Raw genomic sequence first — 23,758 nt, forward strand, 5'->3', positions numbered from 1 at the left:
AGTCGATCGGGATTTGATCGGGAAAATCAGCGAGGAATGAAGCATTCCTGTAGATATGTTTGAGGTAATCGAACGTTGCGTTACGCAGGAAGGAAGACGCGGGATAAATAATGGAAATAGTGAAACGGCTGGCGGTATTCCAGTTTTCAGCCTTAATGTCGATCGGAGTACACGCACAGCAGGCCGCGACGCCGACTGATCAGGCGGCCGCAGCACGCGCAAACGCAGAACAGGATCGGCAGGTACAGCAGCAACGTGACGTGCAGCAGCGCGACGCGGCCGTGCGCGCCCCATCCGTGCGTTCCGATGTGCCGAAGGTCGAAGCATATCCGGCGCTTCCTACCGAAACACCGTGTTTCCGGATTGATCGCTTTACGCTTGACGTTCCACCGTCATTGCCCGACGCAGCGAAAGCTCAAGGCGCATCCACGCTTCCGATGGATCGCTTCGCATTCGCGCACGATTGGCTGAACCACTACGAAGGCCAATGCGTTGGTAAGCAAGGCATCGACGTGCTCATCAAGGGGCTGTCCCAGGCGATTCTTGCGCGAGGCTATGTCACGACGCGCGTGCTCGTTCCCGAGCAAGACCTATCAACCGGCACGCTCAAACTCTCGCTGATTCCCGGCATGATTCGTCACGTGCGCTTCGCCGATGAAAAACTGCGGGGCACGTGGAAAACCGCCTTCCCGACCCGCGACGGCGAAGTGCTGAACCTGCGCGATCTCGAGCAAGGTCTCGAGCAAATGAAGCGCGTGTCGAGTCAGGACGTCTCGATGCAAATCGTTCCGGGCGCTCTGCCCGGCGAAAGCGACGTAGTGCTCGACGTGAAGCGCAGCAAGCCGTGGACCGTCGTCGCATCGATCGACAACTCTGGCACCCGCGCCACCGGCAAGCTGCAAGGCAATCTGTCGGTCGGCATCGACAACCCGCTCGGGCTGAACGACATGCTCAACGTCGGCGTCAGCCAAGACCTCGAGTTCGGCGACAAGCGCCTCGGCTCGCACGGCTGGAACGGTTTCTATACGATTCCGTGGGGCTACTGGGCGGCTACGCTGTCCGCCAGCACGAACACGTACTACCAGCAGATCGCGGGCGTGAATCAGACATTCATCGCGAGCGGCAACTCGAAGACAGTCGATTTCAAACTGGCCCGAGTCCTGGCACGCAGCCAGAATGACGTGTTCGGTGGGTACTTCCGGCTGTCGCGCCGTTTTGGTCAGAGTTTCATTGAGGACACCGAGATTTCTCAACAACGCCGCAACAACACGATCATCGAACTCGGCGTGACAGATCGTCACTATTTCGATGGCGCGCAGTTCGACGGCTCGGCCGCCTATCGGCAGGGCGTCGGCGGTTTCGGCGCGCAGGATGACATGCTCGCAGCTGGCCCAACGTATCGCTTCAAGATGGCAGTGCTTGACGCGAACCTGTCGGTGCCGTTCGTGATTAGCAAACAGCCGTTCCGTTATGTCGGTACGTTCCACGGCCAGTATACGGGGAACACCCTGTACTACCTCGACGACATGACGATCGGTAGCCGATACACGGTGCGCGGCTTCGACGGAGAAACGATGCTCGCCTCGTCGCGCGGTTTCTACTGGCGTAACGAGTTGCAGATGCCGATCGGCCAGACGGGTCAAGCGATTTACGCAGGGTTGGACTACGGCCGCGTATGGGGACCACAGCCGATCGCGCTCGTCGGCACGCAGTTGGCCGGCGCTGTTATCGGCGTGAAGGGAAGCATCGGGACGCGCTTCGGCGCCTACGCGTATGACCTGTTTGCCGGTACGCCGATCTATAAACCCTCGGGCTTTCCCACTGCGCGCGTCACGTTTGGATTCCAGCTGACTTCGCAGTTTTGAGCGGGCAGCCCTTGCAGGTCACAGTCGAGCGTATGCACGTACTTTGCGTCGAATCGAGAATTACCGTGAAGCAAGAGCGACACACGGTATTTGATTGACGTTTCGCCGCTGATTGGTTGCGTCTGCGCGCTCATTTTGAGCCTGGGCGCCTTGCGTGGCATCAACATCGCCACGCGCTTTTTATGCGTGAATCACGCTGTGCGAGTTAGGGAAAATCGGACAGGTGAAGTGTAGGTGTTGTATTTAGAACTATTTAACAATTGCGGAGAAGCGATGAATAACAAGTCAGCATTGATTGGTCTTATGAGCACCATGGTCGTGCTCGCTGCATGTGGTGGCGGTGGCGACGGTGGCGGCAGCGCGGCGTCGGGAAATTCGGCCGGCTCGACGTCGCAAACTACGACAACGACGACCGCGGCGTTTTCCTGCCCGGCGACCTACAAGAAACTCAGTTTGTCGAACAACAGCGTCATCGCGAACGCCAACCTCAACCTGACGACCGATGACGGCATTGCGACGCTGACGGTCAAGACACCTGCGAGCGGCCAGACCGGAGACCTGACCATCTGTCTGGGCAAGCCTGATCCGGCGCCGGCCGGCGTAACCGCAAACTACATCTACGAGGTGAAATCTTCGGGCGATCTCCACGCGATGGCATCGTCGACACTGACGCTGAATTTCACGACCAATACCGTTCCGAATCCGAATCCGCCGGTTGTCGAGTTCGCCGACGTGTCCGGCTCGACCGTAGTCTATAAGCAGCTGACCCAGGGCGCATCGTACGCGACTGCACCGAACTACAGTCTGAGCGCGAATGCGCAGGATTCCGGTTTGTACGTCGTTCGACTGACGAAGTGACAACACGTTTCTGATGACCTGACGGTCGAGGTATTGGCTTGCGTGGTGGCGCTCCGCCATCACGCAAGTTTGAAAATCGCCAACGCAACTCGGACATCAACCGAGGTGCCGCTTATCGTCGCAAATCGCGTGATGAGGATATTGGCGAACTTTGATACGATTCGACTCGCACATGGGGTGAATCGAAATTCAGACATAAATCACCAAACCAAACTCATGCGAACGACCAAAACAACCTTGACGCGATCCGTTTGCGCGGCATTAGCGTCAATTCTCTTGATCACGGGGTGTGCGACCAAGCACGCAGCATCACGCAGGACCGCGGTGCAGGAAGGCAGAAATACTTCTATACCGACGAACCTCGCCGCTGACGCTCCGAAGGATGGTGCAAGAATCGTCTTTACGACGAGCGGCATGCCCATGGCGGTGGGCTTTTCGACAAGCACGTCGGATCAGGCATGCACCGGATTCCAATCGGTCGGAGCCGTCTTCGATAGCGGGCGGGGAGCACTACTGCCGTCGATTGCGAGCTTGACCGAGAAGCTCAACAAGGCTGTCCTCAGAACCGAGACGTCGCGCGCGGTAAACGTGAAGCCCGGCGTACAAATCCAGGTCAAGGGTCTCTACGGCGACGATATGGACCGCCGTTCGGATTCGTGCGGACCGTTCGTCACCGCTTTGGTGCCGGAAAAGGGGCACGTGTATCACGTCAATTTTGCGTTCGATGGCACGCAGAGCTGTTCGCAGAGCATGACGGATATTACGGTCCGCGACCATCCGGTTTCCGTGGGGCGTCCGCTTCATTGCTCACTGCGAGATCTCAGAGCTTCGATGGGCGGTAATCCGCTCCGGGCGAAGCACGAACAGGCGCTTGCGGCTGCACGGATACACGAGGCGGCTGCAAATTCGGCATTCGACAAGGCGTCGGCGTTGCAGGACGAGGCCGCCGCGCTCGATTCCCTCGGCGAATCCGACGCAGCACTTGCGCGAATCAACGAGGCGTTGCAATTGGCCGATCCCGCCAAAAGCAAGGATTTGATCGCCACGAAAGCCGGCATATTGTTCTCGCTGAACGATCCGCAGCAGGCGCTCTCGATTCTGGCTCCGGAAATAGAAAAGACGCGCGAGTTCGCGGCGCGCAACCCACAACTTGCACGCGTCGGTGTACTGGGTACCTATACCGAAGGATTCGTCACGGCCACTTTCGCGCATATTCAGTTGCAGCAATGGAAGGCGGCAATCGATACATTGGCCGATGCCGAGGCTCCGCTGGAAGGGCCGAGCTTCTATGCGTACCGTGCGCTGGTCTACCGCTACATCATGGCTCGTGCCCATGATCCCGCGTTGGCGAATCCGCGGCTCGAACGGGACGCGACTTACCACGTCGCGAACGACAAGAACCAATACGGAGTCTTGTTGCGCATATGGCAGGGCGAGGACGCGCTGAAGGCGCTTTCGATCGTCAATGCCGGGTTGTCCGGCGAGGAGCGCCAGGAGGCGGAAGCCGAAGAGCAGTTCTATCTCGGCGCTTATGCGAAGTTCGTCAAAGGCGATGCCGACGCCGCGCGCAGCAGGCTGCGTATCCTCGATGGGATTGCGCCTTACGGCAGTATCGAATGGGTGTACGGCAAACGCGTCCTTCAATAAGGCGCGGTGGACGTAAAGACGGCTTTAAAAAGATGTCGTGCATAATGCGTCGCAAACGCCAACAGGCATTGAGCGGTAGCCGGCATACGCATGGATCGACCAGCGCATAAAAATGATTCGGGGTTAGCTGTCAAAAAACGAGGACCATTAAAAATGAAATTGAAGAAATTGTTCGCGATCGGCGTTTCACTGTCGATTCTGGCCGGTTGTGCGTCGGTACCGATGGGGGATCCGCAGCGCGATGCCGAGCTGAAGACCTTCAACGCTCCGCACGATAAGGCCGCGATTTACGTGTATCGAAACGAGAGCATGGGCGGGGCCGTCAAGATGCCGGTGACGCTCGACGGGAAGATTCTCGGCACGACGGGCGCGAGGACTTACCTGTATAGCGAGGTCGACCCCGGTCACCATCAATTGGTGTCGATGGCTGAAAACGACTCGACGCTGGACGTGGATACGGTCGCAGGGAAGATTTATTACGTATGGCAGGAGGTCAAGATGGGCGTCATGTACGCCCGCAACAAGCTCCAACTCGTCGACGACGTCACCGGACAAACCGGCGTGAAAGAATCGAAGCTGACGGTTCTGAAGTCCGATCAGCCTGATACTGCCAAGTGACCGCGTATTGCTGCTAGCGCTTGCAACCACGCCCGCGCAAGCGGGCGTTCTTCACTGGAGAAGACGTGCGATGACGCATTCACTGGGATCGATTCTGATCATTGTCGGCTTGGCGTCGATCATTCTTTCGCAGATCGGAATCGGGATTCATGTTTTTCTCACCAACCCTGTCAAGGGAATCGTGGGAATGTTCGTGCCGTTCTATCTGTGGGCGTACGCGCGGCGCGAGCGTGCGGGGCGCGTGTTGATTCAATGTTGGCCCGCGGGGCTTGCCGCGCTGACTACGGGCGTCGTGCTGGCTTCGTAGACCGGCAACCCTGGCAGGCGTACTCCAGCGCCCGACGGGCATCTCGCGGTAGCGCTCGCGCCGCGCACGTCCCACGCGCGAGCGCCCACCGCACCACTCCAACCGCACGTCAGAAAATGAAGCCCGTGTTGATGAACTTCGAGTGGTGATCCGACACGATCGAGTCGAGCAATTGCTTGCTGCCGTCGGTCTGCTTGGCCGCGACCATCGAGCGGATCGAGAACGCACGCAGCGCATCGGTCACCGACAGCGTGCCTTCCGCGGAGTCCTTGCGCCCCGCGAACGGGAACACGTCCGGCCCGCGCTGACACTGGCAATTGATGTTCACGCGGCACACCTGGTTCACGAGCGGGTCGACGAGCGCGCCGATCTGCGCCGGATCTGAACCGAAGATGCTCACCTGCTGGCCATGCTCCGACGTCGTCACGTAGTCGAGCGCGGTCTCCACGTCGTCGAACGGCGCGACCGGAATGATCGGCCCGAACTGCTCTTCGCGATACAGCCTCATCCCTTCCGACACCGGATACACGACGGCCGGATAGAACAGCGTCTTGCTGAATTCGCCGCCCGACGCATTGACGACCTGCGCGCCCTTCGCCTTCGCGTCGTCGATCGCGTCGGTCATGTACGCGGTGCGGTGCATGCCCGGCAGCGGCGTGATGCCGACGCCTTTCTCCCACGGCATGCCGATCTTCAACTGCTCGAGCGCGGCGGTGAAACGCTTCAGGAATTCGTCGACGATCGACCGATGCACGAGCAGCATCTTCAGCGCCGTGCAGCGCTGCCCGTTGAACGACAGCGCGCCGAGCAGGCATTCCTTGACGGTGAGGTCGAGGTCGGCATCGGGCAGCACGATTGCCGCGTTCTTCGCATCGAGGCCCAGAATCGCGCGCAGCCGGTGCGACTTCGGATGCTGCTTCTTCAGGTGATCGGCGACCTTGCTCGAACCGATCAGCGCAAGCACGTTGATCTTGCCCGAGGCGAGCATGTGCGGCACGACCACCGCGCCCGGCGCGTAGATGGTGTTGATCACGCCTTTCGGAAACGCGGCGCGGAACGCGTCGAGCAGCGGCTCGAACAGCAGCGTGCCGTACTGAGGCGGCTTGAACACGACGGTGTTGCCCATCAGCAGCGCGGGGATCAACGTCGCGAAGGTCTCGTTCAGCGGATAGTTGTACGGGCCCATGCACAGCACGACGCCGAGCGGCGTGCGGCGAATCTGCCCGATCGTGCCTTCGGCGATCACGAAACGCGAGTTCGCGTTGTCGAGCTCCTTCAGCGCATCGATCGTCTGCGTCATGTAGGTGACGGTGCGATCGAACTCCTTCTGCGAATCGGCAAGGCTCTTGCCGATCTCCCACATGATCAGGTTCACGACCCGCTCGCGCTGCGCGACCATCCGCCGGATGAAGTCCTGCATGCACGCGATGCGCTGCTCGACCTTCATCGTCGGCCATTCGCCGCGGCCCGAATCGTACGCGCGCACCGCGGCGTCGAGCGCCGTGTCGCTTTCCGTCTCGCCCATCACCGGATAGCTGCCGATCTCCAGTTGCGCGACGCTGCCGTCGGCTTCGCGCACGCACACGGGCGACAGCACGGTCTTGGTGGCGCCGTCCCACGCGCGCAGTTCGCCGTCGACCAACGATACGCGCTGATGGATCGGCGCGGCGAGACGGAACTCGGCGGGAATGTCCTGATGAGCGGGAAACAGCTGCTGCAGCGAAGCGGAGTCGGGCATGACGGTCTCGTTTGACAGGTGTCCGGAAGGACGGGAGCGATGCGCAATCCTGGGCCGAATGGAGGCGATCCTGAACCGCCATCATGACGCGCGCACGACGAGGCGTCATGCAGATCGACCACCGAAACGCAGATTGGAACCAGTTCCATTAAAAGCGAATGCCGCGCCGATTGCAACCAGTGCAGAACGCAGGCGTCTCGAGCGTAAGCGCTTTGTAGGAATTTTTCGGAATCCGCGGAATTGCGCGTTCGCCGCATGCGCAAACGTTTCACTTCGGCCGCTTTGGGCGGATAATGGCCCGACGCGACGAAGCAAAAATGCCCGGAACCTGAGAGAAAACACACGAAGTCAACGAGCGAAGCAAGGTCCGTCGCGTTGCCGAAGCAAGATCGGCTGCCCGGAGCGCCGGGGTGGGGTTGCCCGCCCGGCGCGCACCGGGTCCTGCCGCGCCACGGCGCCGTCACGCCACGTCTTCGTCATCCTCCGCGTCGCCGAGCGCGTCGCGTCCGGGCGCCGCATATGCGCTCGCCTGCTCCAGCAACCACGCGCGGAACGACTCGAGCGGCTTGCTGTGACTGAACTCCGTCGGATACACGAGGTAGTACGCGGAATCGCCGACCGTCGCGGCATCGCACGGCACGACCAGCCCGAGCTGCTGCAACTGCTGCTCGACGAAGAACTTCGGCACCAGCGCGATCCCGAGCCCGGCCGCCGCCGCGCTGATCAGCATCGTATGCAGCTCGTAGCGCACGCCCTGCATCGTGCGGATGTCCTCGACGCCATGCGTCTCGAACCACTGCGCCCACGCGCCGGGGCGCGTCGTCGAGTGCAGCAGCGGATAGGCGAGCAGATCCTCCACGCGTTCGACCGGGCGCTCGAGCAGCGCGGGCGCGCAGATCGGCACGACTTCTTCGCCGAACAGGTAGTCGGACGACGTGCCGGGCCAGGTCGGCTTGCCGTAGTGGATCGCCGCTTCGAAATGCGTGTCCTCGAACGAGAACAGATCGGTGCGGCTGCCCATGTTGACGCGCACGTCAGGCGTGCGGTCGTAGAAGCTCTTGATGCGCGGAATCAGCCAGTGCGACGCGAAGGTCGGCAGCACCGCGAGCTCCAGGTAGCCGCCGCCGCTGCCGTGCGCGATGATCGACAGCGTGTCGCGATCGAGCGCTTCGAGCGCACGCCGCACCTGCGTGCCGTACAGCTTGCCGGCGCGCGTGAGCACCACGCGCTGCTTCACGCGCGCGAACAGCCGCACGCCGAGGCTCGCTTCGAGCGTCGCGATCTGCCGCGATACCGCGCTTTCGGTGAGGAACAGCTCTTTCGCCGCGTGCGTGAAGCTCTCGTGGCGCGCTGCGGCTTCGAAAGCCACGAGCGCCCCCATGTTGGGAATCTTGAATTTGCGCATGATGCTCGTTGTGTCCGACGAACGGGGCCGCAGGGGCGGCCCACAGCGGCGAGAACGCCGACTGATTCCAAAAACTCATCACATCTCAATTTAATCTCGCTTTACGGGCGGCTGCAAGCCTTTGAATAATGCATCCTACGCAAGGCCAGGCGCGCCAGTGGGTGCCTGGCCGCCGAGTGGCCGGCGCGTTTGCCGGCGATGCCCCGAACCGAGAAACCCGATGCGCAATCCGAATATCGAAAGCCTGCTGACCCGGCTGCTGGGACAGGCAAAGACCGACGCCCTGTTCGCGACGTTGAACATGCCGTCCATCCTCGAAGAATGGGAAACCGACGTCGTCACGCGCGCGGAAATCGCGCAGGCGATGAACATGGCGCTGTTCGAAGGGCTGCTCGAGCGTTCGGCGAACGGGCGCGCGTACACGGCCGACGCGGTCGAGGGCGGCGGCTCGGTCTACTTCGATCATGGCGCGCTGCGCACGGTGCGCTGGCCGCATACGGGCGCGCTGCCGCCGGGCGAGGCGGCGTTCACGCGCATCCTGCGTCCGCTCGGCTTCCGGCTGAACGGCCGCTATCCGCTCGACAAGCTCGGCATGACCGGCCGCGCCTATGCGCACGAAGACGCGCCCGACGAGATCGCCCAGTTCTTCGTCAGCGAATTGCATCCGGAGCGTTTCTCGAAGGAATTCCAGCAGGCGGTGACGAACGTGGTGAGATCGTCGCGCGATCCGCTGTCGCCGGCGGCCGTCGCGCTGCTGTGGGAGATCGAGCGCGAAGGCTGGCTACCGATCGATGCGGCGCACGCGCTGCTGCCCGAGATCGTCGGCGCGTTCGCGCGCCAGCACGATGTGCCGAGCGAGCTCGACTACGACACGCTGCTGCTCGAATCCGCCGAGATGGCCTGGATCGCGACCGAGGGCAACGCGTTCAACCATGCGACCGACCGCGTGGCCGACGTGTTCAAGCTGTCCGATGACGAGAAGGCGAAGGGCCGGCCGATGAAGCCGGAAGTCGAGCGTTCGCGCTCGGGCCGCGTGTTCCAGACGGCCTACCGCGCGGACGTCGTCGAGCGCGAGTTCCGCACGCGCGACGGCGGCACGGTCAAGCGCAACGTGCCGGGCTCGTTCTACGAGTTCATCACGCGCCGTCGCACGTTCGACCAGGCGACGCGCCGCTGGGTGACCGACCTGCGTTTCGATGCGGGCAACGCGCAGGGCATCTTCAAGATGACGGCGAACGCGGCGAAGCAGGCATAAGCGCGCTACTCATCGAAGAACGGGCCGGCGGCTGAGGACAGCCGCCGGCCCGTTGGCGTTGAATGGACTGCGCAATCGGTCAGAACAGGTGCATGACGAGGTAGAACAGCACCAGCACGCCCAGCGGCACGCCGAGCAGCCATGCAATCAGGTACTTGCCCATGTCGTTGTCCTCCACGTGGCCGCGACGCGCAGCGCGTCGCGGCGGGGTATGACGACCGGTTCGTTACAGCCCGCTATCGAAGTCCTTCAGTTGTCGCTCGGCTTCGTCGCGGGCGATCCCGTAACGCTCCTGGATCTTGCCGACCAGATAGTCGCGGTTGCCTTCGGCGACGGCCAGATCGTCATCGGTCAGCTTGCCCCACTTCGCCTTGACCTTGCCGGTGAGCTGCTTCCATTGGCCCTTGATCTTGTCTTCGTTCATCATTTGCTCCTCGAGTTAGGGGAAAAAAGTGCGGCGCTCGGGCGCGCAACGGTTCACGCCTTCGGTTTCAGTCCCGCCGCGTCGACGTGCTTCACGCCCTTGATCGAACGCGTGACGGCGACGGCCTTCTTCACTGCGGTGCGGGTCGGCAGTACGCCGGTCAGCGTGACGACGCCGTCGACGGTCTTCACGCTGATGTCGGTGCTCTTCACACCGTCGGTGGCGGCGAGTTCGCTCTTCACCTTGGTGGTGATCCACGTGTCGGTCACCGGCTGATTCGACTCGCTGGTCATGCTGCTGTCGGTCGACGACGCCTGGGTCTGGGCATGCGTGAGCGGCGCAGCGCAGAGCAGGAAGGACGCGCTGATCGCGAGGACGGTCGAGAGATGCGAGGTCTTGTTCATCGATGTTCTCCTTCGATCTTATGGTTGAAAAAATGCTGCGGTCGTACGGTCGATAGGGATCGCGCGACGGCTCGCCGTCAACGTGCGATCGGCGTGTCGTAGCCGGGCTCGCGCGGTGGCATGTCCGGGCGCGGCACGTCGGGCGGCAACGGCACCGGCGGGTCGGTGCCCGGCGCCGGTTCGGGCGGATTGTCCGGGGCCGGTTCGGGCCGCGTCGGATCGGGTGTCTGATGCAGCTTCATCAGGATGTCCTCCTCTGCGGTGTTGCTGGGCAGCGCGGGAGCGCCGATGTGTTACCAGCGTACCGACGAGAACGCACGCGCACATCGCGCAAATTCACCGGATGCGCTAGTGCGTTTGCATGGGGACGGAACGGCGGGGCAGGAACGACGCGTGCTTCGTACCTGCGCAAGCGCCCGCCGCACGCGGCGCAGCGCGGCTGCGCGCGCGTGGCGCGCTCGCGCACGCAGCGGCGGCGCGGCGCGAATGTACTATTGCGCGGGGTGCATCGGCGCGCGTCGAGCGTAGCGACGGCGCCGGCTCCTCGCGGCATCCACCGGCCCGGCGCATGCCCGCGCGGGCGCGACGCGGCCGGCAACCATGCAGACCACGTGGACCATCATTCAATGGACGAACGAGTGAACGAACAGGCGCTCAAGTCGCATACCGATCGGCGCCAACTACATCAGATCATCGCGGGGCTTACCGAGGGCGTGATCCTCATCGAACCGGACCAGCGCATCGTGTGGGCGAACGAGGCCGCGCTCGCGATGCACGGCGTGACCGAGCTCGCCGAGCTGGGCGCGGACGTCACCGAGTATCGCGCGCGCTTCCGGCTGCGCTACCGGAACAATCGTCCGGTGCGTCACGGCCACTATCCGATGGACCGCGTGATCGCGGGCGAGCAGTTCAGCGACGTGACCGTCGAAGTCGAATCGGCCGCCGACGCGAACGTGAGCTGGGTCCACCGGATCCGCAGCCTCGTGTTGACGAATGCGGCCGGCGAGCCCGATTGCCTCGCGCTCGTGTTGCACGACGCAACCGAATGGGCGAGCGCCGAGGACCGCTTCGAGCGCACCTTCAACACGAACCCCGCGCCGGCCGCGATCTGCCGGCTCGACGATCTGCGCTATGTGAAGGTCAATCAGGGCTTTCTCGACATGACGGGCTACGCCCGCGACGAAGTGCTCGGCCGCTCCGTCTATGAAGTGGACGTGCTCGAACAGGCCGAGCGGCGCGAACTGGCGATCGAGCGGCTCGCCGAGCGCGCGACCATTCCGCAGATGGAGGCCGTGGTCAAACGCGCGGACGGCAGCCCGAATGCGGTCGTCGTTGCCGGGCAGCCGATCGACATGAACGGCGAAGCATGCATGCTGTTCACCTTCATGGACCTCGAGCCGCGCCGGCAGGCCGAGCTTGCGCTGCGGCAGAGCGAGGAGCGCTTCGCGAAGGCGTTCCGGATGGCGCCGGTGGCTACCGCGATCGTCACGGCCGACGGCTTCGTGCTGCTCGACGTGAACGACGCCTTCGTCGCGATGACCGGCCATCCGCGCGACGACCTGCTCGGCAAGTCCGCCGACGAAATTGGTCTGTGGGCCGAGCGCGGCGCGCGCGAGCAGCTCGACGGCCAGCTCGCGCGCGACGGCGGCGTGCGCAACGCGGACGTGCAGATCCGCACGCGCGAAGGCGACCTGCGCGATTGCGTGGTGTCGGCCGACCCGGTCGCGATTCACGGCCAGGACTGCGTGCTGATCGCGCTGCTCGACATCAGCGACCGCAAGCGCACCGAGATGGAGCTCGTCTATGCGATCGAGACGGCGATGCAGGATGCGTCGTGGTTCAGCCGCACACTGATCGAGAAGCTCGCGAACGTGCGGCGCGCGAATGCGCCGGACGCGGGGCCGCAGCTGTCGGATCTCACCGCGCGCGAGCGCGACGTGTTCGACCTGCTGTGTCAGGGCCTCGCCGACAAGGAGATCGCCGGCCGCCTCGGCCTCGCGCCGAACACGGTCCGCAATCACGTCGCGACGATCTACGCGAAACTCGACGTGCACAGCCGCGGCGAGGCCATCGTATGGGCGCGCGAGCGCGGCGTCGTCGGCGCGGCCGATCCGAACGTCGCGCGCACCGACAAGGGCGGCGACTGACGCCGTCCCGTATGCGATCGGTGCGAATGCACCAGCCACGATGATGCATCCGCATCTGCCGCGCATTGCGCGCGGCTGCGATCCTGTCCCCTCGGCGGCACGGCGCGCTGGCCGTGCGGCCGACTCTCCCTCAACTCATCGCAGGAGACGACCATGGATAGAAATCGCATCGAAGGCAAGCTCAAACAGGTGAAGGGTTCGGTCAAGGAAGCGCTCGGCAAGGTGACCGGCGACCGCGAGACGGAAGCGGAGGGCGTCGCCGAACAGCAGGCCGGGAAGCTCCAGGAGCAAGCCGGCGAGGCGGCCGACGCGGTGCGCAGGCATACGGGCATCGATACGCATATCGACCGGCACTGAGCGCTGCGCCGGCGGCAGCGTCGCGGCGCGCCTCATCGCCCCTCGGCCGGTGATGATTCTTCCACGGCATCACCGCGCGCCGCGGCTTGCCACCGTACCGGCGCGCGTTCGACCCGACGTACTTCGTTGCCGGCCCGTCCATGCGCGGGCCGGCGCGTCGTCGGCCATACCGTCGGTGATGACAATTCCTCACAACGTAGTTCCGATATTTCGTTTGCGGCACGCGTATTGGCTACCCACAATCGGCTCACCTGTTGCGCGCGCGATAGCCGCGCCCCGTGCCCCGACCCATAAAAGAAAGGATTCGCCGATGACGTTCCGCACTCGCTCGCTTTCCGGCATGGCGCTGGCCGCCGCGCTTCTCGCGTTCCAGACCGGCGCGGCTCACGCGCAGGAAGCGGTCGTCAAGGTCGGCGTGGCCGTGCCGCTGACCGGCAGCGGCGCCGCCTACGGCAAGGACATCGAGAACGGCGTGCGGATGGCCGTCGACGAGGCGAACGCGGCGCGGCCGACACTCGGCGGCAAGCCGGTGAAGTTCGTCGTCGCGTCGCAGGACGACCAGAGCGATCCGCGCATCGGCGTCCAGGCGGCGCAGCAGCTGACCGACGCGCAGGTCGCGGTCGTGATCGGCCATTTCAATTCGGGCACGACGCTGCCGGCTTCGAAGATCTACGCGAAGGCCGGCATTCCGATGATCACGCCGTCGGCCACCAATCCCGACATCACGCGCGCCGGGCTCGGCACCGTGTATCGCGTGATCGCCACCGACGCGCAGAACGCCGGCAATGCCGGCGCGTATGCGGCGGGCGTGACCAAGGCGAAGCGCATCGCGATCATCGACGACCGCACTGCGTTCGGTCAGGGCGAAGCCGACGAGTTCGAGAAGGCGGTGAAGGCGGCGGGCGGCACGATCGTCGCGCGCGAATTCACGAACGACAAGGCCGTCGACTTCAGCGCGCAGCTCACCAAGATCAAGAGCGCGAACGCGGACCTCGTGTTCTTCGGCGGGCTCGATGCGCAGTCCGCGATGCTGGTCAAGCGGATGCGCCAGCTCGGCGTGCGCGCGCAGTTCCTCGCGGGCGGCGGCGTGATGAACGCCAACTTCATCAGGCTCGCCGGCAATGCGGCCGAAGGCGCGGCCGTGTGGGAGTACGGGCAGCCGCTCGCACGGCTCGCGAAGGGCAAGCAGTTCGAGACGAAGTTCAGGCAGAAGTACGGCGTCGACATGCTTGCCTATGCGCCGTTCGCCTACGACGCGACCTGGATCGCGATCAATGCGATGCAGAAGGCGAATTCGGCGAAGCCGGCCGACTTCAACGGCGCGCTCAAGAGCACGCGCTACGACGGCATCACCGGCACGATCGCGTTCACGACCACGGGCGACCTGAAGAACCCGAGCTCGACGCTGTATGAAGTGAAGAACGCCGCGTGGCAGCCGGTCACCACGCAGACGGCCGATTGAGCGCCGCACGCGCTCTTTCGCGGCGCGGCGTGACGTGCTGAAATAGCCGCAACGATCGGGCGCGCACCATGCGCGCGACGCGGCACGAACAACCTTCGGGCGCGGCCGGCTGGCCGCGCCTTTCATGTGCAACTGGAGTCAGTCGTGAGTTCTCAAGTCGTCATCGTCGGCGGTGGTGTGATCGGCAGCTCGATCGCCTATTTCCTGCGCGCCACCGATCCGACGGTTTCCGTGACCGTCATCGAGCGCGATCCCACCTATGCGAAGTCGTCGTCGGCGCTGTCGGCCGCGTCGATCCGCCAGCAGTTCTCGACGCCGCTGTCGATCGAGATGTCGCTGTTCGGCATCGCGTTCCTGCGCAATATCGGCGAACGGCTCGAAGTCGACGGAACGCAGCCGTCGATCGATCTGCATGAAGGCGGTTACCTGTTCCTCGCGACGCCGGCCGGCGATGCGACGCTGCGCGAAAACCACGCGCTGCAGACGCGGCTCGGCGCCGATATCCATCTGCTGGACCGCGACGCGCTGCGTGCGAAGTTCCCGTGGCTGAACGTCGACGATCTCGTGTCGGGCGCTTATGGCGCGAGCGGCGAAGGATGGTTCGACGGCTACGGGCTCGTGCAGGCGCTGCGCAAGAAGGCGCAGGCGCTCGGCGCGCGCTATGTGGCGGCCGACGTGACCGGCGTCGTGCGCGACGGCCGCAAGATCACGCACGTGGTGACGAACGACGGCGAGCGCCATGCATGCGACACGCTCGTCAATGCGGCCGGCGCGTGGACGCGCACGCTGTCGTCGATGATGGGCATCGACATTCCGGTGTATGCGCGGCGCCGCAGCATCTTCAACGTGTCGTCGCCGGCGAAGCTCGCTGATTGCCCGCTGCTGATCGATCCGACCGGCGTGTATTTCCGGCCGGAAGGGCGCACGTATATCTGCGGGACGTCGCCGAGCCCGGATCGCGATCCCGACGATCTGCCGCTCGACGAGGTCGATCACGATCTGTTCGACGAGGTGATCTGGCCGACGCTCGCGAACCGCGTGCCGGAGTTCGAGGCGCTGCGCGTGGAGAATTGCTGGTCCGGGTACTACGAGTACAACGTGTTCGACCACAACGCGATCATCGGGTATCACCCCGAGCTCGACAACGTCGTGTTCGCGAACGGGTATAGCGGGCACGGGCTGCAGCAGGGGCCTGCCACGGGGCGTGGCGTGAGTGAACTGATTCTGGGCGGGCGGTACGAAACGCTCGACCTGTCGTCGCTCGGCTGGGAGCGTGTGCTGGAAAACCGGCCGATCGTCGAAAAGAACGTCGTGTAGTGCGGCGCGCCCGCCTGGCGTGGTCCGGGCGGGGTTCTCCTCGGATCTCGATCTGATTTGCCCGGCTTTGCCGGGCTTTTTTTCGTCCGCGGCGGCCGTGCAGCGCGCAGTGGGGACCGGGCGGGACGCTCAAGCCAGCAAGCACGCAATCAGGTCATGCGTCGTGCGCACCTCATACTTCCTCAACAAACTCGCACGATGAATATCGACGGTGCGCGGGCTGATGCTCAACTCCTTGCCGATTTCCTTGCTCGTCAGGCCATGCACCAGCAGCGCGGCGACGTCGCGCTCGCGATCGGTCAGCGTGCCGGTGACATCGGGATGCTTGGAGTTTTCCGACAGATCGGTGAAGGTCCACACGGCCAGCTCGAACGGCCGCTTCGGGTTGTATCCGAAGCCGCGGACGGTGACCCAGAAATGACTGCCGTCGACCCGCCGCATGATGCGGTCGTCGCTGAAGCCGGCATGCTTCGCGAGCAGCGGCGCAAGGCGGCGGCCGGTCGTCGCGAAGTCCTTCTGTTGCGGATAGAGCTTCGCGAACGACTGGTCGATGATGTCGTCGCGGGTCGCCCTGAACAGTTGCAGCGCCTTCTCGTTGCACTCGACCATGATCCGCTCTTTCGCCACGATCGCCGCGACGGGCAGGTGCCTGAAGAGATCTTCGTAGTCGAGGCTGGGCATCGTGTCGGTCATGGTCGGCATCCCGTCGCCCGGCCCGAACGACGTTCGAACCGGGCGAGCGGTGACAAGGGCGGAATCGTGAAGACCGTTCATGATATCCGCCCGCCGCTCACACGGCGCCTTCGACGCTGCGCTCCGCGTTGCGGGCCGCTCGGCCCGTCGCCGGGCCGGCGTCCTCGAGCGCCGTCTTCGACGTTTCCGGCAGCGCCAGCCCGCCGATCATCGCGAAGATCGCCACGGCGATCAGGTAGTACGCGGGCGACAGGTTGGTGCCGGTCGCGGAGATCAGCCACGTCGCGACGAGCGGCGCGGTGCCGCCGAAGATCGTGTAGGCGAGGTTGTAGGTGATCGCGGAGGCCGTATAGCGGGTCTTCGTCGCGAACACTTCGGACATCAGCGGTGCCGTCACCACGCCGGAGAACACCGCGCCGATCGCCAGCAGAGCGACGCCGAGCAGCGATTGCGACAACACGCCCGAGCCGCCGAGCGAGAACGCCGGATACACCGACACGATGATGAACAGGCCGGTGGTCGCGATCGTCGCGCGGCGGCCGACGAGGTCGGAGAAGAAGCCGGCGACCGGACACAGTGTCGCGGCGAAGAACAGCGCAAGCACCGTCACGAGCAGCGACGTGCCGCGCGACAGGTGGCCGGCGACCTGGAGGTAGGTCGAGAAGTACGTCGTGAACGTATAGAACGACAGCGCGGTGACCGACACGAACGCACCGAGCTTCAGGATGTTCCACGATTGCGAGCGCAGCGTTTCCATCAGCGGCGCATGCGCGACGTCGTGCTTGCCCTCGAGCGCCTGGAACGCGGGCGTTTCGTTCAGGTTCACGCGCAGATAGACGCCGATCAGCCCGACCGGCGCCGCGATGAGGAACGGCACGCGCCAGCCCCAGTCGATCATCGCCTGCGACGACAGCGACGATTCGAGCAGATACGCGACCACGGCCGCGCACGCGAACGACGAGAACGTCGAGACCGGCACGAAGCTGCCGAAGAACGCGCGGCGGCGGCGCGGCGCGTGTTCCATCACGTACGCGCACGCACCCGCATATTCGCCGCCGGCCGAAAAGCCCTGCACGCAGCGAATGATCGTGAGCAGCAGCGGCGCCCAGTAGCCGATGCTCGCGTAAGTGGGCAGCAGGCCGATCAGCGTCGTCGACCCGGCCATCATCAGGATCGTCAGCGCGAGCGTGCGCTTGCGGCCGATCCGGTCGCCGATCACGCCGAACACCAGGCCGCCGAGCGGACGGAACGCGAACGCCACCGCAAACACGGCGAACGTCTTCAGCAGCCCGATCGTCGGATCGCCGCTCGGGAAAAACTCGCGCGTCAGGATCGTCGCGAGGAAGCCGTAGGCGGCGAAATCGAACCATTCGACGAAATTGCCGATCGACGCTGCGGCGATCACACGCCGTAGCGTGCGGGTATCGACGTCCTGGGTGGTCATGGTCGTGTCCTCTCTAGGTGTGGCGCTTGGGTTCGCGCCGAAAACCATGGTAGGGACGCCAATTACCTAGGTCGATAGGTGTCAATTACCTAGGTAATCGAAGGCGGCTGCGAATGTCCGCCCGGACGGTTGCGTGACCTTGAGCCATGAGGCCGGTGTGCCGAACGCCGGCCGAGGCTCGATGAATCGAATCGTCAGAACAAAAGCCCTAGCATGGTGGCCTTGACCGCGGCTTCGGTCTTGTTGGCCGCGTTCAGCTTGCGCATCGCATTGACGAGGTGGAATTTGACGGTGCGGTCGTCGACATGCATGATCTTGCCGATCTCCGCGTAGGTTTTCCCCGCAGCGGACCATTGCAGCGCCTCGCGCTCGCGTACGGTCAGCTCGACGGTGTATTCGGGCACGAGCCGCTGGAGCAGATGCATGCTCATCGCATAGTTGGCCGTGTTGGCGAGCCATGACATCTGGTATCCCTTTTCCGCGAGCTCGCGTTCCTCGATCGGTTCGCCGGACCGGACCATCGTGATGAGCCCGATCGCGCCGGTGCGGCTGACGGACGGCATGCACCAGCCGTGCCGCAGGCCGTGTTGGTCCGCCTCCTCCCAAAACTGGACGCACTGCGTCTGGCTGTCGGCGCGCCAGATCAGCGGGCTCATCCGGCTCAACCCGTGCCGGACCGTCGGGTCCACGGCGAAATAGTTCTGGCTCACATAGCGTTCGACCCACGTCTGCGGATAGTTGGACTGCAGCATGAACTGCGGCTTGCTGATCGGCAACGGTATGCGCAGACCGAATGAACAGTGGTCGAATCCGAGCGCCCGCACATCCGCCGAAAACTCCAGAAACACGTCGGCCTCGGATTTTGCGGTGGCGAATCCATTCAGATACTTTTCTCTCCAAGCCTGCATATCATTACCTTTTCGGTCAATCTTACCCATGAGGCAGCTATATCGTGTAGTCGACACATCGGTCGATTCTTATTAAACGATATTCCAGGGTGGGGTTGAATTTTCCGGGTATCAGGCAGAAAGCATGGCGCCGGTGATATTTTTTGCTTGACGACGGATTTCGCGGAGCATCCGCACTGACGATGAGACGCTCGAAACGCTCAATTTCACGCAGGCGTGCCCCCTTTTCACGGGCTGATAATGCGATGTCATTCATCAGACGATCTGCAATAATCCTGAATCACATGCGCGCGATCGAACCGGCTATCAAGAATCACAACGCGGGCGCGCTACGAGCGTTGCAATAGCCCTCGTCTGGCCGACCACCGTGAATCTTGCCGGCCTATTCGGAAGCGATTTTAACAGGTGTCACGTCGAGATAACCGATATGCAAAAAAAATGGAACGATGGATACATACGATTGACTTTGCCCGCATTTTACGCGTTGCGTTTCCGTCAGCATATGTGTCAACCCGATTCGGAACTCCTGCATGATCTTTGGGGCGAGGGGATCAGCGCCGTCAATGCCGGCTACTACGAGCTGGTCTGCACCGACACGCAGCCGAGCGCGAGCGTCGGCTGCGCGTGGTACGTGGCGGTGGGCCAGCCCGACGTGCAGGTCGGGCGAGGCGACGTCAGCAGCAACGTAATGCTTCTCGATACGGACGGCGACGATTATGGCGCGCAATACAGCCGGGCATTAATCCAGAACTGGCTATGTTCGGGGGCGCGGCAACGCGCACTTGAATCGGCCGTCGTCGCCGATCACTGATTTTTTGTTCGATCCCGATGATTATTTCATCAAAAAGCCACGGATTTATCCGCTGAACCGCGCGTGCCGTGAAACGGAAATCTCGGGTCCGAGTTTCCTGAGCGGCGCGGCGCCGATTCGATCGCGATCGCAATCATCGATCCCGTGATGCGGCGCCCGAGATACCCGGCCCCCAATTTCCGATCCCACGCTCTGCTTCGGCGCTCCGTTTCGCTGATTTTCGAACGATCGTCCGTTAATCCTGAATTCGCTATCCCGGCACCGCGTTTCGTCGTAATCGGCGCGATCCATCGCGTCTGCGACGTACGACCTGTCCATTCGGGCAGCTATTTTGCCGCTGCAATTTCGGGTTCAATCGCGTCAACAATTCTGAGATGAGAGAGGGCATTCAGATGCTGACGTTATTGTCGGGAAGAAGCGCTGATTTGAATCGCGAAACGATGTATCAACTCGCAAAGTATCGGCATAAGGTCTTCATACAAGAACTCGGATGGACTTTGCCTACCGATAATGGCATCGAATTCGACAATTTCGATCACGCGGATACCCTTTACGTCATCGCCCGCGATCGCAACGGCGAAATCGTCGGTTGCGGCCGCTTGCTGCCGACCGACGAGCCTTATTTGCTCGGCGACGTGTTCCCGACCTTGATGGGCGACGCCGCGCTTCCCCATGCCCCCGACGTGTGGGAACTGTCCCGCTTCGCGATGAGCATGCCGCGCGGCGAGTCGTTGACCGCCGAAGAGTCGTGGCAAAACACGCGCGCCATGATGTCCGAAATCGTTCGCGTCGCGCACGCCCATGGCGCCAATCGCCTCATTGCGTTCTCCGTGCTCGGCAACGAACGGCTCCTGAAGCGCATGGGCGTCAATGTGCACCGCGCCGCACCGCCCCAGATGATCGAAGGCAAGCCGACCTTGCCGTTCTGGATCGAGATCGACGAACAGACGCGTGCGGCGCTGAACCTCGACGGGCTGGAGCGCGTCGGCGGCGTGCCGCCCAAGACGTTGCGCAGGCCGGATGCGTCGCGCGCGCTCGAGCAATCGGTATGAGCGGGCGATGCGCGCCGTGAAGGTTCGCGTGCGCCGCCGCCCGGCGGCGCGGCCCGGCGCGGCGCGCGCAATGCGGTATTTCAACAGGTGTGCCTGAAGATGAACGGCTTTAACGATGTGGCTCGGCTAGTCCCGGTCAGCGAGAGGAATGTGAGATGACGCTTCGAGTGGTGGTAACCGGTATTGGCATTGTGTCTCCACTGGGTTGTGGGAAGGAATTGGTGTGGCAGCGCCTGATCGGCGGGGGCTCCGGGCTTCGCCGCCTCGGCGACGATATCGCCGGTGAGCTGTCCGCCAAGGTCGGCGGGACCGTCCAGGACGTGGCCGAAGATCCGGAAGGCGGCTTCGATCCCGAGCGCTCGGTGCCGCACAAGGAACTGCGGAAGATGGACCGCTTCATCCAGATGGCGATGGTCGCCGCGGACGAGGCGCTCGCCGAAGCAGGATGGGCGCCGGAAGCGGAGCAGCAGCGCGAGCGGACCGCTACCGTCGTGGCCTCGGGCATCGGCGGATTTCCCGGCCTGGCGGAGGCGGTGAGAATCGGCGAGACGCGCGGCGTGCGGCGCTTGTCGCCGTTCACCATTCCGTTCTTCCTGTCCAACCTGGCAGCCGGCCAGATTTCGATCAAGCACCGGTTCCGCGGGCCGCTCGGCTGTCCCGTGACGGCCTGTGCCGCGAGTGTGCAGGCGATCGGCGATGCGATGCGCATGATCAGGACCGGTGAGGCCGATGTCGTCCTCGCCGGCGGCGCAGAAGCGGCATTCGACAAGGTCAGCCTCGGGGGCTTCGCGGCGGCTCGCGCGCTGTCGACCGGCTTCGGCGAGGAGCCGGTGCGGGCGTCGCGTCCGTTCGATCGCGATCGTGACGGATTCGTCATGGGCGAGGGCGCCGCCATGGTGGTGGTCGAGTCGCTGGATCATGCCCTGGCGCGCGGCGCCCGGCCGATCGCGGAAATCATCGGCTACGGCACCACGGCCGACGCTTATCACATGACCGCCGGACCCGACGACGGATCCGGCGCGATGCGGGCGATGAAGCTGGCCCTGCGGATGGGCGACGTCGCTCCGGAGCAGGTCGACTACGTCAACGCCCATGCGACGTCGACGCCGGTCGGCGACGCCGGCGAGATCGAGGCGCTGAAGACGGTGTTCGGTGTGGGCGCCGGCCCGGCGATTTCGTCGACCAAGTCGGCAACCGGACATCTGCTCGGAGCGGCGGGCGCCATCGAAGCGGCGTTCTCCATTCTGGCTCTGCGCGATGGCGTGCTGCCCGGCACGCTGAATCTTGAGCACCCCGACCCGGCAGCCGACGGGCTGGATCTGATCGGGCCTGCCGCGCGGCACGTGCCGGTCGAGATCGCGCTGTCCAACGGGTTCGGGTTCGGAGGCGTGAACGCGTCGGTGCTGTTCAGGCGATATCCGTCGGATCGGTCCGCCGAGGCGCATTGAGCGATGGGCACGCGGGTCCCGCAGTACCGCTGATTTCGTCAGTACGTCAAACCGTAATCATTCGGCGCTGCGCCGCCGTTCGCCGGCTCTCCATCTGACCGATGGCGCCGGCGACGGCGAGGTTGCGTCCCGTGCAGTTCGGACTCCGGTCGTTATCCAAAGGGAATTTTCCGTGCTAGACACCCTCATCATAGGCGCCCGCTGTGCGGGCGCCACGCTCGCGATTCATCTGGCGCGCGCCGGCAAGCGCGTGCTGGCGATCGATGCGAACCATCTGCCGAGCGATCAACCGTTGTCCACCCACTGGATTTCTCCCTACGGCATGGCGTTGCTGGACGAGCTCGAGCTCGGCGACAAGGTGCGCCGCTTCGCGCCCCCGGTGCCCAGCATGATGTACGGAAACGACGACGTGACGGGCCGCGTCGAGTACCCGGTCGGCGGGCGCTGCTCGTGCCCGCGCCGCATGGATCTCGATGCCCTGTTGCTGGAGGAGGCCCGCGCGTCGGGGGCCGAGGTGCGGGCCCGGACCCGGCTGGTCGGCCTGTTGCGCGACGGCGAGCGCGTGACGGGCGCCGTGGTCGAACATGACGGCGTGCGCGAGGAGATCCGCGCGCGGATCGTGGTGGGCGCGGACGGCCCGCACTCGACGACGGCCGAGCTGGTCGGCGCGGAGGAGTACCACGGCTATGACTGCCCGCGCGCGATGTACTGGGCGTACTGGCCGCGTCCCGACTGGTTCGACACGGATCCGCGCTATCTGGGCGGGGCGATGAACTGCACGTTCGGCGACGACATCGTCTTCGTGTTTCCGACCAACCGCGATCTTCTGCTGATCGGGGTGGCGTTCCCGAAAACGCAGTTGCCGCAGTGGAAGGGCCGCGCGCTCGAGAAGCTGACCGAAACGCTGAAGGGCAACCGCCATACGGCGCCGCTGATTACCGGTGAGCCGGTGAGCAAGGTGCTCGGCGCATTGAAGCTGCGCTTCTTCTTCCGTCAGGCTGCCGGACCCGGCTGGGCATTGGTGGGCGACGCGGGCCTGTTCATGGATCCGTCCCCCGGATTCGGCATCACCGACGCACTTCGCGATGCGCGCGCACTCGGCCAGGCCATCGTCGAGGACGACGACCGCGCGCTGGAATGCTACTGGCGCCAGCGCGACGCGACGTCGATCGACCTGTTCGAATACTCGCGCGGCCGCGGCGCACTCGGCCACAACAATCCGCTCAGCCGGATCCTGTTCGGCAAGCTGACGGCCGACCCGGTGCTGCAGGCGCGCTTGCTGGCTTCGCAGAATCGCCGATGTTCGCCGTTTGCGGTGTTCGATCCCAGCGATATCAAGAAATGGGCGGACGAGGCCATTGCCGGCGGCGAAACCGGCGTCATTCAGCCGCTGATCGACATGTCGACGCGAGGCGAGGCGATCCGCGCCGAGATGGCGTTGCGCCAGCGTCTCGCGGACGAGGCGCACGCAAGGTGGGCGCAGGCGTGCGAGTCGGACGATCTCGCGCCGGTGGCCGCCGGTGGCGATCGCGACGTTTGCGCGAGAGCGTCGATATGAGCGCACGGAACGACGGCGCGTGGTCGTTTCGATCACGCGT

The 23,758-nt window shown here is 64.0% G+C and carries 23 protein-coding genes; 14 read left to right on the plus strand and 9 right to left on the minus strand.

The genetic code is table 11. The features are described 5' to 3' along the window. Window positions 1-110: 110 nt before the first annotated feature. From MYA_RS17685 to MYA_RS17705, 5 genes are all read left to right on the plus strand, one after another. On the plus strand, window positions 111-1,865 hold the full coding sequence (locus tag MYA_RS17685; RefSeq protein WP_014724418.1) for a ShlB/FhaC/HecB family hemolysin secretion/activation protein: 1,755 nt from the start codon (window positions 111-113) through the stop codon (window positions 1,863-1,865). A 273-nt stretch (window positions 1,866-2,138) separates the two neighbouring features. Beyond that, a complete protein-coding gene (locus MYA_RS17690) occupies window positions 2,139-2,723 on the plus strand; it encodes a hypothetical protein (RefSeq protein ID WP_041494063.1) in 585 nt (194 codons plus the stop codon). Between the two features lie 531 nt (window positions 2,724-3,254). Next, on the plus strand, window positions 3,255-4,370 hold the full coding sequence (locus MYA_RS17695; RefSeq protein ID WP_148278581.1) for a hypothetical protein: 1,116 nt from the start codon (window positions 3,255-3,257) through the stop codon (window positions 4,368-4,370). A 153-nt stretch (window positions 4,371-4,523) separates the two neighbouring features. Further along, window positions 4,524-4,988 carry a DUF2846 domain-containing protein gene (locus MYA_RS17700; protein ID WP_014724421.1) on the plus strand — a complete coding sequence of 155 codons (465 nt, stop codon included), beginning with the start codon at window positions 4,524-4,526 and terminating at the stop codon, window positions 4,986-4,988. A gap of 70 nt (window positions 4,989-5,058) precedes the next feature. Continuing rightward, a complete protein-coding gene (locus MYA_RS17705; RefSeq protein ID WP_041494065.1) occupies window positions 5,059-5,295 on the plus strand; it encodes a hypothetical protein in 237 nt (78 codons plus the stop codon). Window positions 5,296-5,404: 109 nt separating this feature from the next. On the opposite strand, the gene MYA_RS17710 is transcribed toward MYA_RS17705, so the two are convergent. Together MYA_RS17710 and MYA_RS17715 are read right to left on the minus strand one after the other, a co-directional pair. Beyond that, on the minus strand, window positions 5,405-7,033 hold the full coding sequence (locus tag MYA_RS17710; protein WP_014724423.1) for an NADP-dependent glyceraldehyde-3-phosphate dehydrogenase: 1,629 nt from the start codon (window positions 7,031-7,033) through the stop codon (window positions 5,405-5,407). A 460-nt stretch (window positions 7,034-7,493) separates the two neighbouring features. Next, complete coding sequence (locus MYA_RS17715; RefSeq protein WP_014724424.1) at window positions 7,494-8,438, minus strand: LysR family transcriptional regulator; 945 nt, start codon at window positions 8,436-8,438, stop codon at window positions 7,494-7,496. A gap of 220 nt (window positions 8,439-8,658) precedes the next feature. On the opposite strand from MYA_RS17715, the gene MYA_RS17720 reads away from it, so the two are divergent. Beyond that, window positions 8,659-9,693, plus strand: a complete 1,035-nt coding sequence (locus MYA_RS17720) for a DUF1338 domain-containing protein (protein WP_014724425.1) — start codon at window positions 8,659-8,661, stop codon at window positions 9,691-9,693. Between the two features lie 226 nt (window positions 9,694-9,919). Here the strand turns inward: MYA_RS17720 and MYA_RS17725 are convergent, their stop codons facing one another. From MYA_RS17725 to MYA_RS31960, 3 genes are all read right to left on the minus strand, one after another. Further along, complete coding sequence (locus MYA_RS17725; RefSeq protein WP_014724426.1) at window positions 9,920-10,117, minus strand: CsbD family protein; 198 nt, start codon at window positions 10,115-10,117, stop codon at window positions 9,920-9,922. Between the two features lie 53 nt (window positions 10,118-10,170). Then, complete coding sequence (locus MYA_RS17730; RefSeq protein ID WP_041494066.1) at window positions 10,171-10,521, minus strand: BON domain-containing protein; 351 nt, start codon at window positions 10,519-10,521, stop codon at window positions 10,171-10,173. Window positions 10,522-10,598: 77 nt separating this feature from the next. Beyond that, window positions 10,599-10,763, minus strand: coding sequence for a hypothetical protein (locus MYA_RS31960; protein ID WP_006484627.1), 165 nt, complete (start codon window positions 10,761-10,763; stop codon window positions 10,599-10,601). A 384-nt stretch (window positions 10,764-11,147) separates the two neighbouring features. Between MYA_RS31960 and MYA_RS17735 the strand changes: the two genes are divergently transcribed. The 4 genes from MYA_RS17735 to MYA_RS17750 all read left to right on the plus strand — a co-directional run bounded on the left by MYA_RS17735 (window position 11,148) and on the right by MYA_RS17750 (window position 15,804). Next, window positions 11,148-12,668 carry a helix-turn-helix transcriptional regulator gene (locus MYA_RS17735; RefSeq protein ID WP_014724427.1) on the plus strand — a complete coding sequence of 507 codons (1,521 nt, stop codon included), beginning with the start codon at window positions 11,148-11,150 and terminating at the stop codon, window positions 12,666-12,668. A 153-nt stretch (window positions 12,669-12,821) separates the two neighbouring features. Continuing rightward, complete coding sequence (locus MYA_RS17740) at window positions 12,822-13,025, plus strand: CsbD family protein (protein WP_014724428.1); 204 nt, start codon at window positions 12,822-12,824, stop codon at window positions 13,023-13,025. 310 nt (window positions 13,026-13,335) lie between these two features. After that, entirely contained in the window at window positions 13,336-14,487 is a 1,152-nt protein-coding gene (locus MYA_RS17745) for a branched-chain amino acid ABC transporter substrate-binding protein (RefSeq protein ID WP_014724429.1), read from the plus strand. A gap of 144 nt (window positions 14,488-14,631) precedes the next feature. Continuing rightward, a complete protein-coding gene (locus tag MYA_RS17750) occupies window positions 14,632-15,804 on the plus strand; it encodes an NAD(P)/FAD-dependent oxidoreductase (RefSeq protein WP_014724430.1) in 1,173 nt (390 codons plus the stop codon). A gap of 129 nt (window positions 15,805-15,933) precedes the next feature. On the opposite strand, the gene MYA_RS17755 is transcribed toward MYA_RS17750, so the two are convergent. The 4 genes from MYA_RS17755 to MYA_RS31280 form a co-directional block, all read right to left on the minus strand. Beyond that, a complete protein-coding gene (locus tag MYA_RS17755) occupies window positions 15,934-16,506 on the minus strand; it encodes a PAS and helix-turn-helix domain-containing protein (protein ID WP_034194877.1) in 573 nt (190 codons plus the stop codon). Window positions 16,507-16,594: 88 nt separating this feature from the next. Continuing rightward, window positions 16,595-17,941 (minus strand): MFS transporter, encoded by a 1,347-nt coding sequence (locus tag MYA_RS17760; protein WP_014724432.1) that lies wholly within the window; start codon window positions 17,939-17,941, stop codon window positions 16,595-16,597. Window positions 17,942-18,135: 194 nt separating this feature from the next. Further along, the gene (locus tag MYA_RS17765; RefSeq protein ID WP_224383353.1) at window positions 18,136-18,879 is read right to left on the minus strand and encodes a helix-turn-helix transcriptional regulator; all 744 of its coding nucleotides are present in this window, start codon (window positions 18,877-18,879) and stop codon (window positions 18,136-18,138) included. Window positions 18,880-18,886: 7 nt separating this feature from the next. Further along, on the minus strand, window positions 18,887-19,105 hold the full coding sequence (locus tag MYA_RS31280; protein ID WP_124259904.1) for a hypothetical protein: 219 nt from the start codon (window positions 19,103-19,105) through the stop codon (window positions 18,887-18,889). A 171-nt stretch (window positions 19,106-19,276) separates the two neighbouring features. On the opposite strand from MYA_RS31280, the gene MYA_RS17770 reads away from it, so the two are divergent. The 4 genes from MYA_RS17770 to MYA_RS17785 all read left to right on the plus strand — a co-directional run bounded on the left by MYA_RS17770 (window position 19,277) and on the right by MYA_RS17785 (window position 23,718). After that, complete coding sequence (locus tag MYA_RS17770) at window positions 19,277-19,660, plus strand: DUF4902 domain-containing protein (RefSeq protein ID WP_034194879.1); 384 nt, start codon at window positions 19,277-19,279, stop codon at window positions 19,658-19,660. A gap of 374 nt (window positions 19,661-20,034) precedes the next feature. Beyond that, entirely contained in the window at window positions 20,035-20,712 is a 678-nt protein-coding gene (locus MYA_RS17775; RefSeq protein WP_374702164.1) for an acyl-homoserine-lactone synthase, read from the plus strand. 155 nt (window positions 20,713-20,867) lie between these two features. After that, window positions 20,868-22,160 (plus strand): beta-ketoacyl-ACP synthase II, encoded by a 1,293-nt coding sequence (gene fabF, locus MYA_RS17780; protein ID WP_081054278.1) that lies wholly within the window; start codon window positions 20,868-20,870, stop codon window positions 22,158-22,160. 172 nt (window positions 22,161-22,332) lie between these two features. Continuing rightward, window positions 22,333-23,718: an NAD(P)/FAD-dependent oxidoreductase gene (locus tag MYA_RS17785; protein ID WP_034194880.1), complete on the plus strand. Its 1,386-nt coding sequence runs from the start codon at window positions 22,333-22,335 to the stop codon at window positions 23,716-23,718. Window positions 23,719-23,758 lie beyond the last annotated feature (40 nt).

The organism is Burkholderia sp. KJ006, from assembly GCF_000262695.1.
In the GTDB taxonomy this organism is placed as follows: Bacteria; Pseudomonadota; Gammaproteobacteria; order Burkholderiales; family Burkholderiaceae; genus Burkholderia; species Burkholderia vietnamiensis.

Bases quoted from the DNA above. Each gene is read 5' to 3' on its own strand.
- MYA_RS17740 (WP_014724428.1), top strand. From the start codon at position 12,822: ATGGATAGAAATCGCATCGAAGGCAAGCTCAAACAGGTGAAGGGTTCG.
- MYA_RS17755 (WP_034194877.1), bottom strand. From the start codon at position 16,506: ATGCCGACCATGACCGACACGATGCCCAGCCTCGACTACGAAGATCTC.
- MYA_RS31280 (WP_124259904.1), bottom strand. From the start codon at position 19,105: ATGAATGACATCGCATTATCAGCCCGTGAAAAGGGGGCACGCCTGCGT.
- MYA_RS17685 (WP_014724418.1), top strand. From the start codon at position 111: ATGGAAATAGTGAAACGGCTGGCGGTATTCCAGTTTTCAGCCTTAATG.
- MYA_RS17760 (WP_014724432.1), bottom strand. From the start codon at position 17,941: ATGACCACCCAGGACGTCGATACCCGCACGCTACGGCGTGTGATCGCC.
- MYA_RS17700 (WP_014724421.1), top strand. From the start codon at position 4,524: ATGAAATTGAAGAAATTGTTCGCGATCGGCGTTTCACTGTCGATTCTG.
- MYA_RS17765 (WP_224383353.1), bottom strand. From the start codon at position 18,879: ATGGGTAAGATTGACCGAAAAGGTAATGATATGCAGGCTTGGAGAGAA.
- MYA_RS17770 (WP_034194879.1), top strand. From the start codon at position 19,277: ATGCAAAAAAAATGGAACGATGGATACATACGATTGACTTTGCCCGCA.
- MYA_RS31960 (WP_006484627.1), bottom strand. From the start codon at position 10,763: ATGAAGCTGCATCAGACACCCGATCCGACGCGGCCCGAACCGGCCCCG.
- MYA_RS17745 (WP_014724429.1), top strand. From the start codon at position 13,336: ATGACGTTCCGCACTCGCTCGCTTTCCGGCATGGCGCTGGCCGCCGCG.
- MYA_RS17715 (WP_014724424.1), bottom strand. From the start codon at position 8,438: ATGCGCAAATTCAAGATTCCCAACATGGGGGCGCTCGTGGCTTTCGAA.
- MYA_RS17705 (WP_041494065.1), top strand. From the start codon at position 5,059: ATGACGCATTCACTGGGATCGATTCTGATCATTGTCGGCTTGGCGTCG.
- MYA_RS17690 (WP_041494063.1), top strand. From the start codon at position 2,139: ATGAATAACAAGTCAGCATTGATTGGTCTTATGAGCACCATGGTCGTG.
- fabF (WP_081054278.1), top strand. From the start codon at position 20,868: ATGACGCTTCGAGTGGTGGTAACCGGTATTGGCATTGTGTCTCCACTG.
- MYA_RS17735 (WP_014724427.1), top strand. From the start codon at position 11,148: ATGGACGAACGAGTGAACGAACAGGCGCTCAAGTCGCATACCGATCGG.
- MYA_RS17710 (WP_014724423.1), bottom strand. From the start codon at position 7,033: ATGCCCGACTCCGCTTCGCTGCAGCAGCTGTTTCCCGCTCATCAGGAC.
- MYA_RS17725 (WP_014724426.1), bottom strand. From the start codon at position 10,117: ATGAACGAAGACAAGATCAAGGGCCAATGGAAGCAGCTCACCGGCAAG.
- MYA_RS17720 (WP_014724425.1), top strand. From the start codon at position 8,659: ATGCGCAATCCGAATATCGAAAGCCTGCTGACCCGGCTGCTGGGACAG.
- MYA_RS17775 (WP_374702164.1), top strand. From the start codon at position 20,035: ATGAGAGAGGGCATTCAGATGCTGACGTTATTGTCGGGAAGAAGCGCT.
- MYA_RS17730 (WP_041494066.1), bottom strand. From the start codon at position 10,521: ATGAACAAGACCTCGCATCTCTCGACCGTCCTCGCGATCAGCGCGTCC.